At 42.5% G+C, this 20,228-nt stretch carries 18 protein-coding genes and 2 tRNA genes; 11 read left to right on the top strand and 9 right to left on the bottom strand.

Features of this window, described 5'->3' with window-relative positions:
- The first annotated feature begins 147 nt into the window (after window positions 1-147).
- On the top strand, window positions 148-1,224 hold the full coding sequence (gene dhaK, locus NLP_RS30755) for a dihydroxyacetone kinase subunit DhaK (protein WP_104909625.1): 1,077 nt from the start codon (window positions 148-150) through the stop codon (window positions 1,222-1,224).
- A 31-nt stretch (window positions 1,225-1,255) separates the two neighbouring features.
- Window positions 1,256-1,891 (top strand): dihydroxyacetone kinase subunit DhaL, encoded by a 636-nt coding sequence (gene dhaL, locus NLP_RS30750; RefSeq protein WP_104909624.1) that lies wholly within the window; start codon window positions 1,256-1,258, stop codon window positions 1,889-1,891.
- Between the two features lie 140 nt (window positions 1,892-2,031).
- Here dhaL and NLP_RS30745 read toward each other — a convergent pair whose 3' ends face one another.
- Entirely contained in the window at window positions 2,032-2,292 is a 261-nt protein-coding gene (locus tag NLP_RS30745; protein ID WP_199784726.1) for a hypothetical protein, read from the bottom strand.
- A 441-nt stretch (window positions 2,293-2,733) separates the two neighbouring features.
- Window positions 2,734-5,025, bottom strand: coding sequence for an IMS domain-containing protein (locus NLP_RS30740; RefSeq protein WP_104909622.1), 2,292 nt, complete (start codon window positions 5,023-5,025; stop codon window positions 2,734-2,736).
- A gap of 766 nt (window positions 5,026-5,791) precedes the next feature.
- Between NLP_RS30740 and pdhA the strand changes: the two genes are divergently transcribed.
- The 4 genes from pdhA to fba all read left to right on the top strand — a co-directional run bounded on the left by pdhA (window position 5,792) and on the right by fba (window position 9,348).
- Entirely contained in the window at window positions 5,792-6,826 is a 1,035-nt protein-coding gene (pdhA, locus tag NLP_RS30735; protein WP_104909621.1) for a pyruvate dehydrogenase (acetyl-transferring) E1 component subunit alpha, read from the top strand.
- Between the two features lie 100 nt (window positions 6,827-6,926).
- The gene (locus NLP_RS30730) at window positions 6,927-7,796 is read left to right on the top strand and encodes an aldose epimerase family protein (RefSeq protein ID WP_104909620.1); all 870 of its coding nucleotides are present in this window, start codon (window positions 6,927-6,929) and stop codon (window positions 7,794-7,796) included.
- Window positions 7,797-7,857: 61 nt separating this feature from the next.
- A tRNA-Lys gene (locus tag NLP_RS30725) sits at window positions 7,858-7,929 on the top strand.
- A 339-nt stretch (window positions 7,930-8,268) separates the two neighbouring features.
- Window positions 8,269-9,348: a class II fructose-bisphosphate aldolase gene (gene fba, locus NLP_RS30720; protein WP_104909619.1), complete on the top strand. Its 1,080-nt coding sequence runs from the start codon at window positions 8,269-8,271 to the stop codon at window positions 9,346-9,348.
- Between the two features lie 151 nt (window positions 9,349-9,499).
- Here the strand turns inward: fba and NLP_RS30715 are convergent, their stop codons facing one another.
- Window positions 9,500-10,312 carry a carbon-nitrogen hydrolase family protein gene (locus NLP_RS30715; protein ID WP_104909618.1) on the bottom strand — a complete coding sequence of 271 codons (813 nt, stop codon included), beginning with the start codon at window positions 10,310-10,312 and terminating at the stop codon, window positions 9,500-9,502.
- Between the two features lie 211 nt (window positions 10,313-10,523).
- Here NLP_RS30715 and NLP_RS30710 point away from each other — a divergent pair, with 211 nt between their 5' ends.
- Complete coding sequence (locus tag NLP_RS30710) at window positions 10,524-11,117, top strand: MarC family protein (RefSeq protein WP_104909617.1); 594 nt, start codon at window positions 10,524-10,526, stop codon at window positions 11,115-11,117.
- 154 nt (window positions 11,118-11,271) lie between these two features.
- On the opposite strand, the gene trxA is transcribed toward NLP_RS30710, so the two are convergent.
- The 5 genes from trxA to NLP_RS30685 form a co-directional block, all read right to left on the bottom strand.
- Entirely contained in the window at window positions 11,272-11,595 is a 324-nt protein-coding gene (trxA, locus tag NLP_RS30705; protein WP_104909616.1) for a thioredoxin, read from the bottom strand.
- A gap of 318 nt (window positions 11,596-11,913) precedes the next feature.
- Complete coding sequence (locus tag NLP_RS30700; RefSeq protein ID WP_104909615.1) at window positions 11,914-13,077, bottom strand: GuaB3 family IMP dehydrogenase-related protein; 1,164 nt, start codon at window positions 13,075-13,077, stop codon at window positions 11,914-11,916.
- Between the two features lie 149 nt (window positions 13,078-13,226).
- Complete coding sequence (locus NLP_RS30695; RefSeq protein WP_104909614.1) at window positions 13,227-13,757, bottom strand: YdcF family protein; 531 nt, start codon at window positions 13,755-13,757, stop codon at window positions 13,227-13,229.
- 406 nt (window positions 13,758-14,163) lie between these two features.
- Window positions 14,164-14,237: transfer RNA gene (locus NLP_RS30690), tRNA-Arg, on the bottom strand.
- Window positions 14,238-14,270: 33 nt separating this feature from the next.
- A complete protein-coding gene (locus NLP_RS30685; RefSeq protein WP_104909613.1) occupies window positions 14,271-15,359 on the bottom strand; it encodes a tocopherol cyclase family protein in 1,089 nt (362 codons plus the stop codon).
- 29 nt (window positions 15,360-15,388) lie between these two features.
- On the opposite strand from NLP_RS30685, the gene NLP_RS30680 reads away from it, so the two are divergent.
- From NLP_RS30680 to NLP_RS30670, 4 genes are all read left to right on the top strand, one after another.
- Window positions 15,389-15,997, top strand: a complete 609-nt coding sequence (locus NLP_RS30680) for a DnaJ domain-containing protein (RefSeq protein ID WP_104909612.1) — start codon at window positions 15,389-15,391, stop codon at window positions 15,995-15,997.
- Between the two features lie 116 nt (window positions 15,998-16,113).
- Window positions 16,114-17,295 carry a DnaJ domain-containing protein gene (locus tag NLP_RS30675; protein ID WP_234017129.1) on the top strand — a complete coding sequence of 394 codons (1,182 nt, stop codon included), beginning with the start codon at window positions 16,114-16,116 and terminating at the stop codon, window positions 17,293-17,295.
- Between the two features lie 21 nt (window positions 17,296-17,316).
- A complete protein-coding gene (locus NLP_RS35715) occupies window positions 17,317-17,562 on the top strand; it encodes a WD40 repeat domain-containing protein (RefSeq protein WP_325034773.1) in 246 nt (81 codons plus the stop codon).
- A gap of 318 nt (window positions 17,563-17,880) precedes the next feature.
- Window positions 17,881-18,630: a hypothetical protein gene (locus tag NLP_RS30670; RefSeq protein WP_104909611.1), complete on the top strand. Its 750-nt coding sequence runs from the start codon at window positions 17,881-17,883 to the stop codon at window positions 18,628-18,630.
- Between the two features lie 611 nt (window positions 18,631-19,241).
- Here NLP_RS30670 and NLP_RS30665 read toward each other — a convergent pair.
- Window positions 19,242-20,075 (bottom strand): metallophosphoesterase, encoded by an 834-nt coding sequence (locus tag NLP_RS30665; protein ID WP_104909610.1) that lies wholly within the window; start codon window positions 20,073-20,075, stop codon window positions 19,242-19,244.
- Window positions 20,076-20,228: the final 153 nt, after the last annotated feature.

Genomic DNA, 20,228 nt, shown 5'->3' with positions numbered 1-20,228 from the left:
CTAACCCCCTTCCCGTGTCGGGAAGGGGGAAATTCAAAGTCTCTCTCCTTTTAGGAGAGAGATTTAGAGAGAGGTCAGACTGTATTGCATACAAACCAGCGATCGCTATAACCTGGGTTTTAGCACCCTTTTAACCAAACACAGATTATGAAAAAGCTGATCAACAAGCCGGAAGACTTTGTGCAAGAAAGTCTAGAAGGTATGGCGGCGGCTCATTCCGATTTAATTAAACTGAACTACGATCCTGCCTTTGTCTATCGAGCCAATGCACCTATTCTGGGTAAAGTAGCAATTATTTCAGGTGGTGGCAGTGGACATGAACCAATGCACGCTGGCTTTGTGGGCAGAGGAATGCTGGATGCAGCTTGTCCTGGTGAGGTTTTCACTTCACCGACTCCTGACCAAATGCTAGAAGCAGCCAAGCAAGTAGATGGAGGCTCAGGTATCCTTTATATCGTCAAAAATTACAGTGGCGATGTGATGAACTTTGAGATGGCAACGGAGTTAGCCCGTGGTGAAGGCATTCGATCGCTAAATATTTTAATTGATGACGATGTAGCAGTAAAAGATAGTCTTTATACCCAAGGACGGCGGGGTGTGGGAACAACAATACTGGCGGAAAAGATTTGTGGCGCGGCGGCTGAGGCAGGGTATGATTTGCCACAAATAGCAAATTTATGTCGCCGAGTAAATCTGAATGGGCGGAGTATGGGAATTGCTCTAACGTCTTGTACAGTACCAGCTAATGGAACGCCGACATTTGAATTAAGCGATCGCGAAATCGAATTAGGTATCGGTATCCACGGGGAACCAGGAACAGAACGTACAACCATAAAATCAGTAGATGAGATTACCGAAATTTTGACGCGATCGCTTATTGAGGATGCAGCATACAGCCGCACACTGCGCGAGTGGGATGAAGACAAAGAAGAATGGGTAGATGTAGAGCTAACAAGTCTACCATTTGCCAAAGGCGATCGCCTGTTAGCTTTTGTCAATAGTATGGGTGGAACTCCGGTTTCGGAACTGTATATTGTTTATCGCAAACTCGCCCAAATCTGCGAACAGCAAGAATTGCAAATTGTGCGAAACTTGATAGGTTCTTACATCACATCTCTAGAAATGCAAGGTTGCTCTATTACCTTGCTGAAATTAGATGATGAGATGATCAGGCTATGGGATGCACCAGTAAAAACGCCAAGTTGGCGTTGGGGAATTTCATAATTACAAATTACGAATTACGAATTATGTTGATATGGTGACTCAAGCGCAGATATTACAATGGTTGCAGGCTTATGCAACCGAGATAGAGCAGAATAAAGCATATTTGACAGAATTAGATGCTGCGATCGGAGATGCTGACCACGGGATCAATATGGATCGCGGCTTCAAAAAAGTAAGTGCTCAGTTACCAACTCTTACAGATAAGGACATCAGCAGCATTCTTAAAGTTGTGAGTATGACCCTAATTTCTTCTATTGGCGGTGCTAGTGGTCCTCTTTATGGCACCTGGTTTTTGCGAGCAAGTACAGCAGTTGTTGGTAAGCAAGAATTAACAGAACAAGATGTTTTAGGAATACTTCAAGCAGGCTTAGACGGCGTGCTGCAACGTGGTAAAGCGCAACTAGGAGACAAAACAATGGTGGATGTGCTATCTCCGGCTGTAGCCGCTTTTGGGCAAGCTATAGGAGAAAGTAAGAGGACGGTGGAAGCTATGCAACAGACCGTAGCAGCAGCCCAAAAAGGGTTGCAAGAAACTATACCGATGCAGGCGAAAAAGGGACGGGCTAGCTACCTGGGAGAACGGAGTATCGGGCATCAAGATCCAGGAGGGACTTCTGCTTATTTGATGTTGAAGATTTTGTTAGGGGTGTTGGAAAGTTCTAGGTAATATCAAGTTCGGGTAATTAGGAGTCGTGCGGAAAGTAGTCTAAAGTGCTATATATTACCTATTGTATAATTAATAAGCTAGTAAAAAGGGTGGCTTTTACCACCCTTTTGATTTTAATAGTTGATATATTGTTGAGCCTTTTAATCCATAAATCTTCTCCAAAGCCAGTAAGCACCACAACCGACTGCTGCTGCTGCTGCAACTGGTGCGGCTGCGGCAACAACAATTCCTCCTACCATTGTTCCCCCTCCGATCGCAGCTAAACCAGAAGTTATTCCTGCTGCACTCAGACCTGCAACGCTACCGGAGGCTGAAACTAGACCAATTGTCCCGGCTGTAGCACCTACCGCACCTGCGGTAGCACCTACTGCACCTGCCCCTAATGCTCCGTTATCTTCCATATTTATTGTTACCTTTCATACAGGTAAAAAAATTAGCAGCAATTCAGCTAGTAGAAGGCATTGGCATAGCTACAAATGCTTTCTCTAGTTTTATGCTTACATTATTATTGCTATAAAGAAAATTAAAGACATAGAGACAAAGTTACAATTTACACATTCTTTACAAAGTACTATTTGATAAAGTAGCCCGAAGCCTATGAGAATCAATCGTTTTGCAAGGCAGAAGTACTAACATCCGACCAAATTAATTTACTATTTTCTGAAGATTTTGTGAACCCACAGCCCGTCGTAAACATCGTCTAAAAATCCAAACTTAGGAACGCGGATTAAATAAAATGCAAAACTTCATCCTGTATGTAGCTTCCCTCTCCTTTATAAGGAGAGGGATTGAGGGTGAGGTAAGCCAGAGACATAAATTGTATGTTATTTAATTCTTATTCCTTATCTAATTATCTGATTCACAACAGATGCACTCTGAATACGCCATTTACCTTGTTGTCTAATCAAATCATACCGAACTCGCAAATTATCGTTAGAAGAGTTTTTAAACTGACCATTTTCATATAACTGCGTCGCTTCCTTCACCGTAGCTACGACTGCGGCACGATCTGCAAATAAATCAATTTTATCTACAGATTCCACCTTCAGACTATGCTCGTACTTTCGGTAGCGGTTGTCAGACCTATCCTGTTGAGCAATCACCCGCCATTGAGACAAAGCTGAACCAGTTAAAATCTGCTCTAAATTATTGATCTCATGATTCGGCCCTAAAGCTTCGGCTTTAGTAGATAGCCAAGTGCGAATGATTTCCTCTGCCGCTGTATCTGTTAGAGGACCATCTAATCCTTGTGGTTTACTATTTGGATCGGGAATAGATATTGGTGGTTGATTTATTTGTACAAACAACTGTGAATTAGGTACAGATCGTGTAGGAAAAAACAGATTTTTTAACCATCCAAAAGTTGTTGTGGCTAACACCCAGAAAACTAATAGACTCACCAGAGAAATAAACACTCTCCATACCAGCCGTGTTTTCCCTTCGATGGTGTTAGCAAAAGTTCGCCGCCGCCGAGGACGACGAGAATGGGGACGATTATTCGGTAGACGCTCCCGGATAGCAGATGGAGTAGGTTTTCTTTGCCGACGCTTTTGGTTATGAGCAGGTGTAGCACTTTTAGCTGAACCGTTCAAATGCTCCTTTGTGCCTCTGCTCGTCCGTTCAGCAGCAGGAATGTCTGATTTTACACTTCCAGATGAATTCCACATAGGTGGTGAGAAGTTTGAATATTCTGGTGTGTCTGGCAAATCTAGGTCAGGTGTTCTGCTGTGGTTAAATTGCCTTGGAGTCCTATTTGAATTCTTAGGGAAAGGCGAATTATTTGTCTGCGGCTGGGGAAAATTTTGGGGGTTAATTACAGCCCACTCATTATTTGTTTCTGCATCCGTTGGCAGTGCTTCTAAATAAGCTTGTACCTGTTGGTTAGCAAAGTAATCTTTTAGAAAAGCTTGCTGGTTTGCTAAATCTCGAAAATGGGGAAATACTTCATGTTGCAACCACTGTTCTGCATATAGACATAGCCCTGGTAACAAATCTGGAGAGTCTTGAGATTTTTCTCTAATAAAAGCTAAAGCTTCGTACTCCTGACTAAGTTCTAAAACCCGAGTTGCTTCTTCAGTTTGTCCCAAAAGTAACGCACATAGAGACTGTTCTAAATGTACATCTTGGCGCTTGCCCAGACGTATGAGCATTTGCCTTGCTTGACGAATTAAAGCAGGTTGCCGTTGAGCAAATCCCCGCGCTATCAAGGCATAAACAGCTAAGTAAGTGGCAACAGCAGAAGGGCGTTTGCTTTGGGCTTCAAATAACTTGTGCTGCTCGGCGACTGTTAAGTGGTTGCGTAACTGCTGGATAAATCGCAGAAAGTCATCTATATTTAGACCAGAGTCATCATTGTTCGTGCCATCAATCCCGCCACGATCTTCTAAGAGGTTTTGCAATAATTCCAAACCTTGGCTTCGTTCGGCAGTCTTTTCTTGAGGTAGTGCCAGCAACTCCAAAATTCGATATGGTCGCAATTTATAAAGATCCGCCTGAATTTCTGCCTGGACACTGACGAACAACCCTTCGCGTACTAGTAGTTCTTGACCAGTTTCTAGAGATATAGCGGCATTTTCATAGTGACCTTGTTGCCACTGTTCGCGACCTAATTCTAGACAAGCAAGGGCGACAGTGAGAACAACATCTGGATGTTCAGCACTTTCATGTATTTCTTCATGTGCTAAATTATTGCCCTTTCTTGCACTTGTAGCACCATTTTTATTTACCAGGTACGGACGACCTAGTTTTAGTACAAGTTCGTATTCCCCCAACTCTTGCAAAATTAATAAAGCGCCCACTAATTCGTCTTGAGTAATTTCGATACCCAGACTCTGGGTATCACTACCCCTTTTGGTGCTTTCTGGACGATTTTCCAGTGCTACTGCGGCAGCAGCAAGGTTATCAGGGTCATAGGCGTGGGTAAGATAAAGCTGATCGTAGGTACTGCGTTGTTTTGGATCTGATAAAACCACGTAAGCTTCTTCTATGAGTTGTTTACGAGAAGAAATTGCTGCCTGAGAATACTCACGTCGTGGCAATTGTACAATGCGATCGCTGTATGCCTGTCGCAATTGTTCATCACTTGCCGCTAACGGTAGTCCTAAAATTCGGTAGTAATCTAGCGGAATTCGCACAGCCTACTTCCCCTGCACCGCGATCAACATAATTTACCTAGAGCGTTCCAGGCCTGTAAAACTGTGCCATAAAAATGCCGTATAGAATTTACTCTACAAGTGTATATTGCAACAACTTGTTTTGTACCTTCCCGAAATTTTGAGTCACATTTTAGTACTAATTTTTTGCTTTCGCCTAGAAAGCCTCAATTGTTTGTTTTAATTCTTAGTATTTTTGTTTAACACAACTATTATCAGCCTTCGATACCACAAACCACAACTACCGCTTTTAATCACAGCATAATTGTTCTGGCTGGAAGAATCTATTGATGATTGTTTTTTTTGGGACTTTCCCACTAGACAGTAACAAAAATACCACTATTGGGGATTTACCCTGATAACAGGAGAGAAAAAGCATATCATAATTTACCCTTCATTACAATTACCTATTTGGGTATTATAGATTTTTGCCTCCTTTTTTTTAAATTGTTAATGGATATGCAGAAAGCAGTCTATTTTGATTGCTAGTCTGTGAAGGGGAATAGTGAGAGAGAAAACCTAAAGCGGGAGATATTGCCGTTAGAGTCAAATCCTCACGGGGAATGAGCTGAAAAGTTAAAAATCAAAAATTAAAAATTCAGCTATTCCCTAAGACCCTTTTTTGGTGCATAAATAAAGTTTGATTGTTGAGTCTTACAAACGCTAGCCTGTTAAAAGCTGAGGTGTTATCAGACCAACTTATTTAAGACCATAACTTTAAGTTGTACAACAGGGATACTCAAAAATAATGGTTCAAGAGCGTACTTTACCCACTTTTAATCCTGCTACTACGCAAATTACTAAGGAAGAAGGATTACGGTTATATGAGGACATGGTTTTAGGGCGCTTGTTTGAAGACAAGTGCGCTGAAATGTACTACAGGGGCAAGATGTTTGGTTTTGTCCATTTGTACAACGGTCAAGAAGCCGTTTGCAGTGGTGTTGTACAGTCAATGCGACCGGGTGAAGATTTCGTTTGTAGTACCTACCGCGACCACGTTCATGCTCTGAGTGCAGGTGTACCAGCAAAAGAGGTAATGGCAGAATTATTTGGTAAAGCCACAGGTTGCAGCAAAGGGCGTGGTGGTTCCATGCACATGTTTTCTGCCGAACATCGCTTGCTCGGTGGCTATGCTTTTGTGGCTGAGGGAATTCCTGTAGCAGCTGGAGCGGCTTTTCAAAGCAAATACCGCCGCGAAGTGCTAAAAGATGAAAGTGCTGACCAAGTGACAGCTTGCTTTTTTGGCGATGGTGCAGCTAACAACGGTCAGTTTTTCGAGACGTTAAATATGGCAGCCCTATGGAAACTGCCAATTCTGTTTGTAGTCGAAAATAATAAGTGGGCAATTGGGATGTCTCACGAGCGAGCCACTTCCCAGCCAGAGATTTATAAAAAAGCCAGTGTATTTAACATGGTGGGCGTGGAAGTAGATGGCATGGATGTATTAGCAGTCCGAGCCGTAGCACAGGAAGCTGTAGCCCGTGCTCGTGCAGGTGAAGGCCCAACATTAATTGAGGCACTTACCTACCGCTTCCGGGGTCACTCCTTGGCAGACCCAGATGAAATGCGAAGCAAAGCGGAGAAGGAATTTTGGTTTTCCCGTGACCCAATTAAGAAGTTGGCAGCTTATTTGCTAGAGCAAAACCTCGCGGATGAGGGAGAAATTAAAGCAATTGACCGTAAAATTCAGGATGTAATCGATGAGGCAGTTAAGTTCGCCGAAAGCAGCCCTGAACCAGACCCCAGCGAGTTATATCGTTTCGTGTTTGCAGAAGACGAATAAACAGTGCTGAGTTATGAGTGCTGAGTGCTGAGTACTTTTTATTTTACTCAGGACTCAGCACTAGGTACTCAGCACTCCACCTTACCCAGGACTAAAATTTGTGTTTAGCATTGCAGTTCAACAGCAACAGTACAAGACGTACATTCTTTCTGACGAAGCCGCTAGTTCTCAATTGGAAGTCGTACCAGAACGCGGTGGTATCATCACTCGTTGGCGCATTCAAGGGCAAGAAATTTTCTACCTAGACACTGAACGTTTTACTCATCCTGATTTGAGTGTAAGAGGTGGAAATCCAATTTTGTTTCCTATTTGTGGCAATCTACCAGATAATATTTACACTCACAACGGGCAAAAATATACTCTCAAACAACACGGTTTTGCCCGTGAATTACCGTGGAAAGCAACAGAACAAAAAACTGGAGATAAAGCTAGTCTCACTGTTGTTCTTGATAGCAATGAGCAAACTAAGGCAGTTTATCCTTTTGATTTTCAGCTGGCTTTCACCTACGAACTTCAAGGTAATACCCTAGAAGTGCGTCAGCAGTATAAAAACTTGTCATCCACACCAATGCCCTTTTCGGCTGGTTTCCATCCCTACTTTTTGTGTGGTGATAAAACTCAGTTAGAGGTTGAAATTCCTGCTAAACAGTATCAAGACAATCAAACTAAAGAAATTCACTCTTTTGACGGCAATTTTGACTTTAGCCGTGATGAAATTGATTTTGCCTTTGGACAGTTAACAAGTCAATCCGCCACTGCAATAGATCGCAGCCGTAAGTTAAAACTCACCTTGGATTATGATGATTTCTCTACTTGGCTGGTATTTTGGACAGTCAAGGGTAAAGAATTCTACTGTTTAGAACCGTGGAGTGCCACCCGGAACTCTCTCAATACTGGTGATAACCTGACTGTGTTAGCACCAGGAGCTAGCCACACAGCATCTGTAAGGTTGACGGCTAATTTTTTCTAAACCCCTTTACAAATCTACAGAAATATATGCTATGATGGCAAAGTTGCGAAATGCAGCGAAAGGGTCGCTAACTCAACGGTAGAGTACTCGGCTTTTAACCGATTAGTTCCGGGTTCGAATCCCGGGCGACCCATATAAAAGTTTATTGAATGGTATGAGAGAGCGATCGCTATTGATTAGGGTTACGATAGGCGCGATCGCTTCGAGATGACCATTTTGGATACTGGGCTACCAGAGCTACTAGTTGTAGGGTAACTAAATGTACAGCAATACAGAGCAACTATGGGGCATAGTACAGCAGTAGAGAGCAAGTATAGGGCATATTTATAATAACTCTGGGGTAAACTTTTTCAACATAGACACACGACACTAGTTATAATTTCCTATAAGTTGAAAAAACTCTTAAGATTTAGCGTAATGATTACGCTTTTCTCAGACCGACTAGCTGACAACCACATTAGGAGGACTATCTATGGCGCTTGTACCACTGCGGCTGCTGTTGGATCACGCAGCTGAAAACGGTTACGGCATCCCAGCTTTTAACGTTAACAATTTGGAGCAGATTCAGGCGATTATGAAGGCTGCTGTCGAGACAGATAGCCCCGTAATTTTACAAGCTTCACGCGGCGCTCGTAATTATGCAGGAGAAAACTTCCTCCGCCACCTGATTTTGGCAGCCGTAGAAACCTATCCTCAGATTCCCATTGTCATGCACCAAGATCATGGTAATGCCCCTTCTACCTGCTACTCAGCAATTAAGAACAACTTCACCAGCGTGATGATGGATGGTTCTTTAGAAGCTGATGCTAAGACCCCCGCTAGCTTTGAATACAACGTCAATGTTACCCGCGAAGTTGTAAACGTAGCTCATGCTCTGGGTGTCAGTGTTGAAGGTGAACTAGGTTGTTTGGGTTCTCTAGAAACTGGTGCTGGTGAAGCTGAAGATGGTCACGGGTTTGAAGGTACACTCGACCACTCACAACTGCTAACCGACCCCGATGAAGCTGTTGACTTCGTAGAAGCAACCCAAGTAGATGCTTTGGCTGTTGCCATTGGCACAAGCCACGGTGCTTACAAGTTTACCCGCAAGCCGACTGGTGAAATTTTGGCTATCAGCCGCATTGAAGAAATTCACCGCCGTCTGCCTAACACCCACTTGGTAATGCACGGTTCTTCTTCTGTACCTGAAGATTTGCTTGCACTGATTAACCAGTATGGTGGTGCAATTCCTGAAACCTACGGTGTACCTGTAGAAGAGATCCAAAAAGGTATTAAGAGTGGTGTACGTAAAGTAAACATCGACACCGACAACCGTTTGGCTATTACTGCTGCTGTACGTGAAGCTTTGGCTAAAAAACCAGAGGAGTTTGACCCCCGTCATTTCCTCAAGCCTTCTATTACATATATGCAGAAGGTTTGTACTGAACGCTATCAGCAATTTGGCACGGCTGGGAACGCAAGCAAGATCAAGCAAATTTCTTTGGAAGATTTTGCTGCTAAGTATGCTAAAGGTGAACTCAACGTTATTACCAAGGCTGCTGCTAAAGTTTAATTGTCACAAGAGACAAGTAGGTGCATAGTGCTGCTATGCTCCTAAAAAGTTGAGGATTTTAATATTGACATAAACCGGGTACCTACCCGGTTTTTTGTTTTATAAGGGCTGGGAATGAGGCATTAATCTGTGTGTCCCCAATCGCCAATCCCTAGAATACCCGATGTTGTAAAGAGGGCATTTGACGGCGGACTTGTTCTAACCTAGTGGGCTTGATTTCTGCGATCGCAATTCCCGGTTTTTCCCCAGCATCGGCTAAAATTACACCCCAAGGGTCGATAATGACGGCGTGACCGTGGGTTAGACGGCGGGCGTAGTTATTGCCTGCTTGGGCAGGAGCAATCACGTAGGCGGTATTTTCGATGGCTCTGGCTTGTAGTAGTACTTGCCAGTGGTCTTTGCCAGTAAAGGCGGTAAAGGCGGCGGGAATAAAGATAACATCAGCTCCCTTATCTGCTAGATGACGGTACAGTTCAGGGAAGCGGACATCATAACAAATAGAAAGTCCTAAATTACCGAGTTTTTCTGAGAAATAGACGGGGGGTAGTTGCGTGCCAGCCACAACAGTGCTGGATTCACGATAGGTGTTACCGTCAGGGACATCAACATCAAATAGGTGTACTTTGTAGTAGCGGGCAAGTTCTTGACCGTTTGGGTCGATGAGTAGAGTGGTGTTATAAACTTTGCCTGTATTGTCTACAGGAAGTGGAAAGCTGCCGCCCAAGATCGTAATTTGAAAGCGTTGAGCCATTTTTTTGAGAAATTTTTCACTTTCAATAGCGATCGCATCACCTTGCGCGAGTTTGTCTTTTTCTTCTCCCATATAGGAAAAGTTTTCTGGCAAACCTACCAATTCAGCACCTTGACGCACGGCAAGCTCTATTAATTCTTCTGCCTGTGCCAAATTTTTTTGTAGATCGGGCACACTGGTCAATTGAATAGCGGCGGCTAAATAAGACTTCATAGATTCAACAACGAACAGTTGATTTATGGAAGATAGATTATCAAAATATATCGCTAGTTAAACATTTGTGGAATTTAATTAGAAATGTGTCAGCGAAGATTTTCTTTAATGGACTTGTTTTATTGCTGATCTTAATATTCCTCTGGATTCTAGCAAACTGATCAAGATTAAGATTAGGTTTGTGATTAAACCCTGATCAAAACTACCTGCTGTGGATATTCCTATTCTCATTCAAACATTTATCGCTGTGTTTGTCCTGGCAGATGCTGTGGGCAATATACCAATTGTTTTAGTTTTGACTAAGGGCATGATGCCAGACCAAAGAAACAAAGTTATAGATAAAGCAATTATCATTGCGATCGCAGTTCTTTTGCTATTTGCCTTTTCAGGGCAAGTAATTTTAAATTATTTGGAAATCAGTATCGGCTCTTTGCGAGTAGCAGGAGGACTATTGTTGCTGTTAATTGCTTTGCAAATGCTGCGGGGAGAATTAGATCAGCCGATTATTGAGGAAGGACGCGATGTCGCAATTACTCCACTAGCTTTACCACTGCTAGCGGGGCCGGGGACTTTGACAACGGTGATGTTGCTGATGTCGAAATCACAGAGTCCGCATATTGCTGTGGCAGTGGGTATCTTAGGAGCGATGTTTATCACTTGGTTGATTTTGCGTTTAGCAAATCTGATTGACCAGTGGATTGGTGCAGAAGGTGGAATAATTGTGACTCAACTTTTAGGTTTTTTGTTGGCGGCGCTAGCAGTGGAAATTGGTAGTACGGGAATTAAGGAGTTGTTTTTGAGCTAAAAAACTCCTAAAAATATTCGCAATCGCAAACTGTATAGAAATGTAAATAAGTTTGAGAGACGAGAAATTCGCGCCTCTCAAACTTATTTATAAAAATTAACCTAAACTTAGAACAACATGGATAACTCAAGAGGATTTTATTGCCGATTGAGTTTCAAAGATGCTTTTCGAGAGTGGAAGCTAATGTAGTTTTAGGCACAGCGCCGACCACCATATCCACTTTTTGTCCACCCTTAAAAATCATTAATGTGGGAATGCTGCGAATGCCGTACTGACTAGCAACATTCGGATTTTCATCTGTGTTGACTTTTACGACCTTTATTTGACCTTTGTACTGTTCGGAGATTTCATCGACAACAGGAGCTACCATACGGCATGGTCCGCACCAGGGTGCCCAAAAGTCAACTAAAACGGGTACATCGCTGTCGAGTACTTCTTGCTTAAAACTAGAATCGGTAACTTGTGCGGCTGTTGACATGCCTAAAACCTTCGCCAATAATATCTGAACTTGGTGAAAATTCTACCATAGCAAAAACCTCAGCTTGGGAGTGGGAGGATGTACATTTGCTAAGAAGCTCTAGAATTTATTTACAAACATAAGGAACCGCCCGAACAGTAGTCCGGGCGGAGTGTGGTGTGAGGAGTGAACGGAAACATGCGTCTCCGCTATCTCTATTGTAAGCGACATATCGGATTTTTCCAGCAATTGTTTAGGGGGCCAGAAATAATTTATCGAAGGATTAAGGATTAGGATTAAAATAAATCTTTCCCAGTCCCCAGTCTCCAGTCTCCAATTTTATTTCCCCATACCTAATTGTTGAGCTTTTTGGTAAACTTTCCCCTCGGTTAATAAAGAAGGTGCAATCACAACTTCCACCTGCTGCATTTCTTTAATATTTTTCACTCCCAAAGTGCCCATACTAGTCTTTAAGGCTCCTAAAAGATTGTGAGTGCCATCATCTAGCCCTGCTGGGCCAATGAGTATTTGCTCGAGGCTACCAGTGGTGGCTACGCGAATGCGAGTACCACGGGGCAAGACTGGGCTAGGAGTCGCCATACCCCAATGATAACCTCGTCCTGGGGCTTCTGCGGCTCTGGCAAAAGGGGAGCCAATCATCACACCATCAGCACCACAGGCGATGCATTTGCAAATATCGCCACCGGTGATTAAACCGCCATCAGCAATAATGGGAATATAGTTGCCAGTTTCGTTGTAGTAATCATCTCGTGCTGCGGCACAATCTGCGATCGCAGTCGCCTGTGGCACACCTACACCCAACACCCCACGAGAAGTACAAGCCGCACCAGGCCCAATTCCCACCAGTACCCCAGCCGCCCCAGCTTTCAACAAATTCAACGTGACTTCGTAAGTCACGCAATTACCCAATACCACGGGGATGGGCATGGAACGGCAAAATTCTGCTAAATCAAGTGGTACTAAAGATTCTGGTGACAAATGTGCAGTAGAAACTACCGTAGCCTGGACAAAAAATAAATCTGCCCCCGCTTTTGCCACTACCTCACCATATTTACTTGCACCGGCTGGAGTCGCACTCAGTGCGGCAATGCCACCTTGTTGTTTAATTTCCTGAATACGTTGTTCAATTAATTCCGGTTTTATTGGTTCGGCATAGAGTTCTTGCATTAGAGCAACAAATTCATCTTTCCCCACAGAGGTAATCCGATCTAATATTGGCTCTGGGTCGGCATAGCGAGTTTGAATACCCTCTAAGTTGAGGACACCTAATGCTCCTAACTGTGACAAACGTACAGCCATACGAACATCTACTACACTATCCATAGCACTAGCAATTATTGGGATTTCTCGCTCAATATTGCCAATACGCCAGTTAGTATCTGCCAAACTAGGGTCTAGTGTTCTGTTACCAGGGGCTAGAGCAATTTCATCTATTCCGTAAGCTCTGCGAGCTGTTTTTCCCCGCCCAAGTTGAATTTCCACGCTTTAACTTTACTCAAATCTGTTTAAGCTAGGGTATCAAATTGTGAGGAAATTTGGGGCGTTTTTTCCCGAACCATATTAAGTGACTAGTGACGGCTGTCATTAGTCATTTGGATTTTGACCGATTCAAAATCCAAAATTAGTTTTATTTACCGTTTATTTTTAGCGGCATCCACACCAGTGTAACCAGTTGCTAACCAAATTATCGCTCTAGCTCCATCACGAATAGATTTTTCGATAGATTCAGGGGGTTTTTCTGACGGAACTGGCACTGGTTTTAAATAAATACCCCGACTACCCAAAATAATTTCGCCAATGACACAAGCCCGGCGCATGTGGAAGTCTGAAGTAATCAAATAAACGCTTTTAATGCCACGAGCTTGCAAATCATCTACCAAAGTAGTAAAATTAGTAACTGTATCTACTGCTTCATAATCCAAGTGTAAACGTTGAGGATCAACACCAGCTTTGGTAAACACTCTCTGGGTGAATGTACGTGGACTGCCGCCTGTAATCCAAATCGGTATATTTGGATGCTCGCGAACAAATTTTGCGGTAAATTTTTCTCGTTCTAAATGTCTGGTTGAACCACCTAACACTACAACTGCTTGCGGCTGCACAAATTGGTTTTGTACTTCTTTGTATCCCCACCAGATAATTATTGGTAGGACAAAAGCCATAAAACGAAAAGATTTATTTGTAAAGAGTAGCTTATTCAAGGCTCAATAACTTAATTTACTTAGTGCACAATTTTCTCTGGATATAAGAAAAAACAATTGATAGTAGAGTAGCAAACTTCTAAAGAATCTGCCCAAATATAAATTTGGCTGGTTTTCGTGTAACAGCGCGATTAAGCGTGCCTGGAGTTTTTCCTCTAATGGATGTAATTGATGGATTATCCTAACCGATATCGGACGATTCATCAAAGGGTTCTAACCACTTTATCTAGTAGTTCTCAATCGCACAGAATATAGGAGCCAGTTGCGTGAGCGGATATGCCGACTTGGGCGAACTGGCATACTACTGTTAGAGGCACAGCAATGCTCTTACCCTGTGAATTGATATATATCAATTGTCTGAACATAACGGGACTGGTGCGACTTGAACGCACGACCTGACGCTTAGGAGGCGTCCGCTCTATCCAACTGAGCTACAACCCCAACTGCGAAGCATATATAATTATAGCAGTAGTTTTAGGGAGACTGCCAAAAATTATCCCAAGAGCCGCCGCCTACTTCTAAACCACAAAGAAAACTTTCTGCTTTTAAAATTATTTTAGATTTTCTCCCATTTAGTTCTCGTAACTCTAAATTTAGTTTTCCTTGCATGGTGTCCCGGCAACAGTATATTAAACCTTCTGCTGTGGGCGCACGTAGAGGTGTACCAGATAAATCTGTGGTTCCTGTTAATTCAATTTCATAATTAGAGTTGCTAGCTTTCATTTGCCACCTACCCCAAGGCTGAATTTCCCACTCTACTTGTGAATTCCAGGGAACAAATTCATAAAACTTGCCTTGATAGTGCAGTCCAATCATCGCTACAGATTCCATCCACCACAGCACACCCCGCCGTCCACCGCCAGCAGTTAATGCTAAGTCGGGTTCGTCCTCGAAGCAATTACAATTTATCCAAAACCATTTCTGAGGAAAAGCACCACCCCAATTTTTCTCACCGTAAGCTGGGGCGTTAGTGAATTCGTAGATTTTGCCATTCCAGTCAATCTTCCCACTGGCTAAACCATGAGCCATCAAAATTTGCCATCCAGGTTCAAAAATCTGCAAGAATGACAGCCAGCCTGCGGTTGATTGCTGAATAGCATTTTGATTGCCCCAACCGTATACTGGTTGAATTTCATACTGCCAACGGCAATAATTATTGGTGGCGCGTTCGCGAATTATTCCCTGATTCAAGGTGGCTGTGGCTTGATAACCTTCTTGGACATGATACTCAAACTCTGCTGGGAGTAAGTATAGGGGAGAAACTTGCAAATTATTTTTACCCCAATGACCTAAACCCAAAACATCCCGACTACCCCAAAATTTGTTGACATCAGGAAAAGTACGGCAAAGGTACTCATCATCCGGGCCGAGGATTTGAGCTGCACCGCCACTGTAAGGTTTACCGCCGATGGGATCTTCAATAGAGTACATAAAGGCGAATGTTTGCCCAATTTCCGGTAACGTGACGCGGTAATACCAACCTTCAAAGAAGCGGCGATTACTACCATCCCAGTGATAGCCAGAATGGGGTGTTTGGAGAGAATTTAGAGGAATAGTTAACATAGATTTATCTAATTGCCGATTTTTTCAGTATGCGCGACGATCGCTTCGATATTAATGATGCTTATGAAATTCTTGGGCTGGAACCCGGTGCGTCTCAAGCACAGGTGAAGCGAACTTACCGTAAACTGGTGAAAATTTGGCATCCCGATCGCTTTGTCGATCAAAGGCAAAAACAGGAAGCTGAAGAAAAAATAAAATCAATCAACGCAGCTTACAACAGGCTCAAATCTGAAATTCCATCTGAGCCACCTATTCCTGAAAACCCATCTTCATCTTCGCCTAAAAATCCCCCAAAAATATCTGTCAATCGTTGGGATGCAGAAACTTTCTATAATTTAGGAGTAGAAAATGCTACACAAGGCAGATATGAGGATGCGATCGCAGATTTTACGCACGCAATTGGTCTTAATCCTCACTATGTTGATGCATATAAATATCGTGGGCTAGTTTGCTCACAATTAGGATATGAATATAGAGCCGCTTCAGACTTAAATAAAGCTGCACAAATAGAAGAAGAGTTAATAAATCCAGGGAGTACGCGTAGATCGCGATCGCCTAGATATGTATCAAAACCTAGACCTCTAGTAGAAAGATTTTGTCAGAGGATAAAAAGTTTACTAAGACTAAATCGGCGTTAGAGATAAGGAGCGAATATAGTTTAAGACACTTCAGATGGCGACACCAGAGATGGAGTTAGATACTACTTATACTTGGGAATACTAAGTGTAGTAAGATTTGCTGCTGATTTCTTAGTATGAGCGATCGCTTCGATATAAATCATATTTACGATATCCTTGGATTAAAACCAGGTGCATCTGCTGATGAGGTCAAGCAAGCTTACCGCCAGATGGCTAAGACTTGGCATCCAGATTGTTTTATTGAACCGGAGCAAAAGCTAGAAGCAGAAGAAAAAATCAAAGAAATCAATCAAGCTTATGCAAGATTAAAGTCTTATCAGCCAAATGAGACAAATCAATCTGCTTCCACTTCTACCAAAATTGATTTCACTCCATCTAATGCTGAAAGTTTCTACAAACTGGGCATGGAGAAAGCTCAAAAAGGAAAATATAGTGAAGCAATTGAAAACTTTACCCAAGCGATTCGTCTCAACCCCAACTACTTTGAAGCCTACAAATACCGAGGGCTTGCTTGCTCGAAACTAGGATATGAAAATAGAGCCAAGTCAGATTTTAAAAATGCCAGAGAACTGGAACTGAAACAGAAAAAAGTATCGCCAAAGCCACCACCACCCAAACCGACATCGCCGCCGCCAAAGCCACCAACGTCGCCACCACTTGAATCACAGTCTCAACCTTCACCCTGGAAATGTGTACACACCCTGACTCATCAGAACTGGGTTTTTACAACTGCAATCAGTCCAGATGGGCAAACTTTGGCTAGTGGAAGTAGTGATAATACTATCAATATTTGGCATCTCGACACAGGGAAATTACTACATACTCTCACTAGTCATACCAAATGGGTAAGATGCCTAGCCTTTAGCCCAGATAGCCAAACTCTGGTTAGTAGCAGTGATGACAGCAGCATAATGATTTGGCAAATGTCTACAGGTAAATTATTCAAGACACTCAAAGTACATTCAACTCCAGTTTTTTCTGTAATCATTAGTCCAGATGGTCAAACTATCCTGAGTGGCGGTACAGATACTACTATCAAGATTTCCCATATAGAGATGGGGCAATTACTGCAAGTCCTCAAAGGTCATTCTTCCTTCATTTACTCCCTTACTACTTGCCCAAAACAACAGATTTTTGTAAGTAGCGGTGCGGATAATACCATTAAGCTATGGAATTTTAAGAGTAGAAAACTGCTGCAAACTCTCAACGGGCATTCAGGTTGGGTGATGTGTGTTGCTATCAGCCTTGATGGGCAAATTTTAGCTAGTGGCAGTTATGACCAAACTATCAAGCTATAAAACAGTAGTACAGATAAGCTAATTAATATTCTTGCTGGACATCGCAGCTATGTTTGTGCGATCGCTTTTAGTCCCGATGGTCAGCATCTTGCTAGTGGTAGTGCAGATTGTACTGTGAAGCTATGGGATGTTAACACGGGACAAGAACTTTACACTTTGGATAACCATTCAGATTGGGTTAACTCTGTCGCTTTCAGTCCTGATGGCAAAACTTTGGTTAGCGGTAGTCGAGATATGACCATTAAGCTTTGGCGATGCGATATATAATAACAAATTAAAAATTTAGAGAATTGAAGCAAGTTGTTAGATTTTTCGATCAATTCATTAACTGACAGTTTAATAACATCCATCTTTGGGATACTCTTTCTCTTGATTAAGTATTAACTCTCTAAAGATTAAGTATTAACTCCCTGGAGATAGAGCCACTTGTTTGAGAGCAGAGGTTATTCTGAGATTACCAACAGTTGAGTAGCAAATAAGACTCAATATTTATCAGCAACATATATTTTCAGTTCATTAAAATCTCTTGTTTTCACAAAGCTTTAGTTCATCAATATCTTAATCTGAGGAGTTAAATCAACGGCTATGTCTATTCCCAATGAACGCGAAATCAAAAACAGTGAAGTCAAGCAAGAATCTTACACTGATATTAATGGTAATACTCATACTGACTTGACACGAACCACTGAAACAGTCAAGAATAGCGCAGCTAATCCCAACTCTTACACTAACGGTTACGTAAATGGTCGAAATGTTGAGCGTAACTACCAGCAAGCAGATTTAGCCCAGCGTGATGAAAACAATGCTAGTGGTGGTTTGCTGTTGGGTATTATCATTACTTCCCTGCTTGGTTTGGTTATAGGTGGGGTTTGGTACTTCAACCAGCAGAATAACGCAGCAGTTAACAATACTGTGCCGGTTGTGGTTCCTGTACCGAGTAAGAGTAGTCCAACGCCCAGTACATCTCCTCAACCACAAACGAAGATAATCGAAACCATTAAGGAAGTACCTGTTCCTGTTGCTGTTCCTGTTCCCCAACAGCAGGTTACACCTCCGTCTGCACCTCGCCAACCGGATATTAACATTACTATTCCACCCCAGCAGCCTGCGGCAGAAAAAGCACCTTCTGTAACCCAGCCAGCCCCTAAAGCGACACAAAGTCCGGCGACGAGTCCAACTACTAATACTCCGGCTTCGCAGAACGATAGTTCTACTAATACTGTTGCTCCTAGTACGAAAAGTGACACTTCTAAAAGTACTACACCTCAAGGAGTAGACCAGTCAAACAGTACATCTAATAGCAGTTCTTCTACCGCAGGCGATTCTGCTCAATAACGGGTTCTGAACTTTCAGCCCACTTGGTAATGTTGGCGTGAATGCCAATATTACCAAGTGGGACAATTTTTAAGGAAGATTTCTGAATTATTGCGATAAATTAATGGTATTCAAGTTTAGTAAAGGTGTCTTGTAGCTAAATAAACACAATGCTAGATTAAGACCAAGGTACAAACAGGTTAAAAGTTAAACAAAAACTTTCAAGTTAGAGCCTGTGCCTCCTGCTCTAATCTTCTGGCGATCACTATGATTGGTTGTGGCATCCGTTGAATGTGTTTTTGCCTTAAGTTCAATGAGTTGTTTTGGAGGTTTTAGAACGCACAGCCAGAAAATGCCTGCCTAGTTGGAATATAAGGATGTGCAATTCTGAGTGAAGCGATGTCTACGACGGGCTACGCCAACGCGAATACTGTCCACCAAATTTTAAGTTAGTCATTTCTGAATTATCCAATCTTCAAGGAACCGCCCCAAGCTATTGAGATTTATCTATCGTAGCTTCAGGCGGTTTCTGCTTTGAGTTTATGTATTTAAATTGCACTTTGACCAGTGAAGGCTGTCATTTGTCCTTTGTGATTTATTTAGACCAATCACCAATGATCAATGACCAATGACTAATGACGAATTAAAGTAATTACAGTCACTTCCGGCGGACAAAATAAACGTCCTGGTTTATAAGTTCCTAAACCACGATTAACATATAGTTGATTTTCTTCTACCTTGTGAAACCCTTGCGCCCACTCCCAATATCGCACTACTTTTGAGCAGTCTCCTAAGAAAAATGTTACCCAACGCCGCAATTTTTTGGGAATTTGTTTGAGGAGCTTTTTATAATAAAGTACTACAGGCCCAATGCCCGGAATGACGATGTGACCACCGTGGGTATGACCAGATAGTTGTAAATCTACGCGCCATTGTTGCAATATCTTGGCTGTATCTGGGTTATGAGATAAAACGATGCGCGGTGTAAGCGAGTCTAGTTGATTCATGACTAGTGCGGGGTAAAATTCCCGTGACCAATAATCAGCTAGCCCTACCAGTGGTAATTCTTTTCCTAGTGGATAGGCGATTTCATTCCAAAGTACGTGAACCCCAATGCTAGTTAATGCTTGTGTAACTTCTGCTTTGGAGTGGCTGTAATAGATATCGTGGTTCCCAAGTACGGCGTAGATACCACAGCGACTTTGCAGATGTTTGAGTCGAAGCACCAATTGGTGAATTGGTGTGGGATCGTCAGTTACGTAGTCACCAGTTAATAGAATTAAATCTGGTTCAGCTTCATTAGTAAGTGCGATCGCTTTTTCTAACATCTCTTCCGACAGTCGCAAACCATCATAGTGAAAATCTGATAACTGTACTAACGTTGTACCTTGTAAAGATGCAGGAAGTTCCGCAATCTTAACCGTTATTTTATCTACTCTTAAATGTCCTGTAAACAACCAATGCATAAGACAACCGATACACCTCATACCAGCGCTTACAGCTTACCAAAAATCAAAATGTAACTTGATAAAATGCAATAATTTATGTCATCTACTTCAGATACAATTAATTCATTGATTTAAATTCTCTCAGGCAGTGATTAGCCAGAATCCCTGCTG

The organism is Nostoc sp. 'Lobaria pulmonaria (5183) cyanobiont' (assembly GCF_002949795.1).
Lineage (GTDB): Bacteria > Cyanobacteriota > Cyanobacteriia > Cyanobacteriales > Nostocaceae > Nostoc.
Note: the sequence above shows the minus strand (reverse complement) of the source record. Positions and strands in the feature narration are given on the sequence as shown.

Bases quoted from the DNA above. Each gene is read 5' to 3' on its own strand.
- dhaK (WP_104909625.1), top strand. From the start codon at position 148: ATGAAAAAGCTGATCAACAAGCCGGAAGACTTTGTGCAAGAAAGTCTA.
- dhaL (WP_104909624.1), top strand. From the start codon at position 1,256: ATGGTGACTCAAGCGCAGATATTACAATGGTTGCAGGCTTATGCAACC.
- NLP_RS30745 (WP_199784726.1), bottom strand. From the start codon at position 2,292: ATGGAAGATAACGGAGCATTAGGGGCAGGTGCAGTAGGTGCTACCGCA.
- pdhA (WP_104909621.1), top strand. From the start codon at position 5,792: ATGGTTCAAGAGCGTACTTTACCCACTTTTAATCCTGCTACTACGCAA.
- fba (WP_104909619.1), top strand. From the start codon at position 8,269: ATGGCGCTTGTACCACTGCGGCTGCTGTTGGATCACGCAGCTGAAAAC.
- NLP_RS30715 (WP_104909618.1), bottom strand. From the start codon at position 10,312: ATGAAGTCTTATTTAGCCGCCGCTATTCAATTGACCAGTGTGCCCGAT.
- trxA (WP_104909616.1), bottom strand. From the start codon at position 11,595: ATGTCAACAGCCGCACAAGTTACCGATTCTAGTTTTAAGCAAGAAGTA.
- NLP_RS30695 (WP_104909614.1), bottom strand. From the start codon at position 13,757: ATGGCTTTTGTCCTACCAATAATTATCTGGTGGGGATACAAAGAAGTA.
- NLP_RS30685 (WP_104909613.1), bottom strand. From the start codon at position 15,359: ATGTTAACTATTCCTCTAAATTCTCTCCAAACACCCCATTCTGGCTAT.
- NLP_RS30680 (WP_104909612.1), top strand. From the start codon at position 15,389: ATGCGCGACGATCGCTTCGATATTAATGATGCTTATGAAATTCTTGGG.
- NLP_RS30675 (WP_234017129.1), top strand. From the start codon at position 16,114: ATGAGCGATCGCTTCGATATAAATCATATTTACGATATCCTTGGATTA.
- NLP_RS30670 (WP_104909611.1), top strand. From the start codon at position 17,881: ATGTCTATTCCCAATGAACGCGAAATCAAAAACAGTGAAGTCAAGCAA.
- NLP_RS30665 (WP_104909610.1), bottom strand. From the start codon at position 20,075: ATGCATTGGTTGTTTACAGGACATTTAAGAGTAGATAAAATAACGGTT.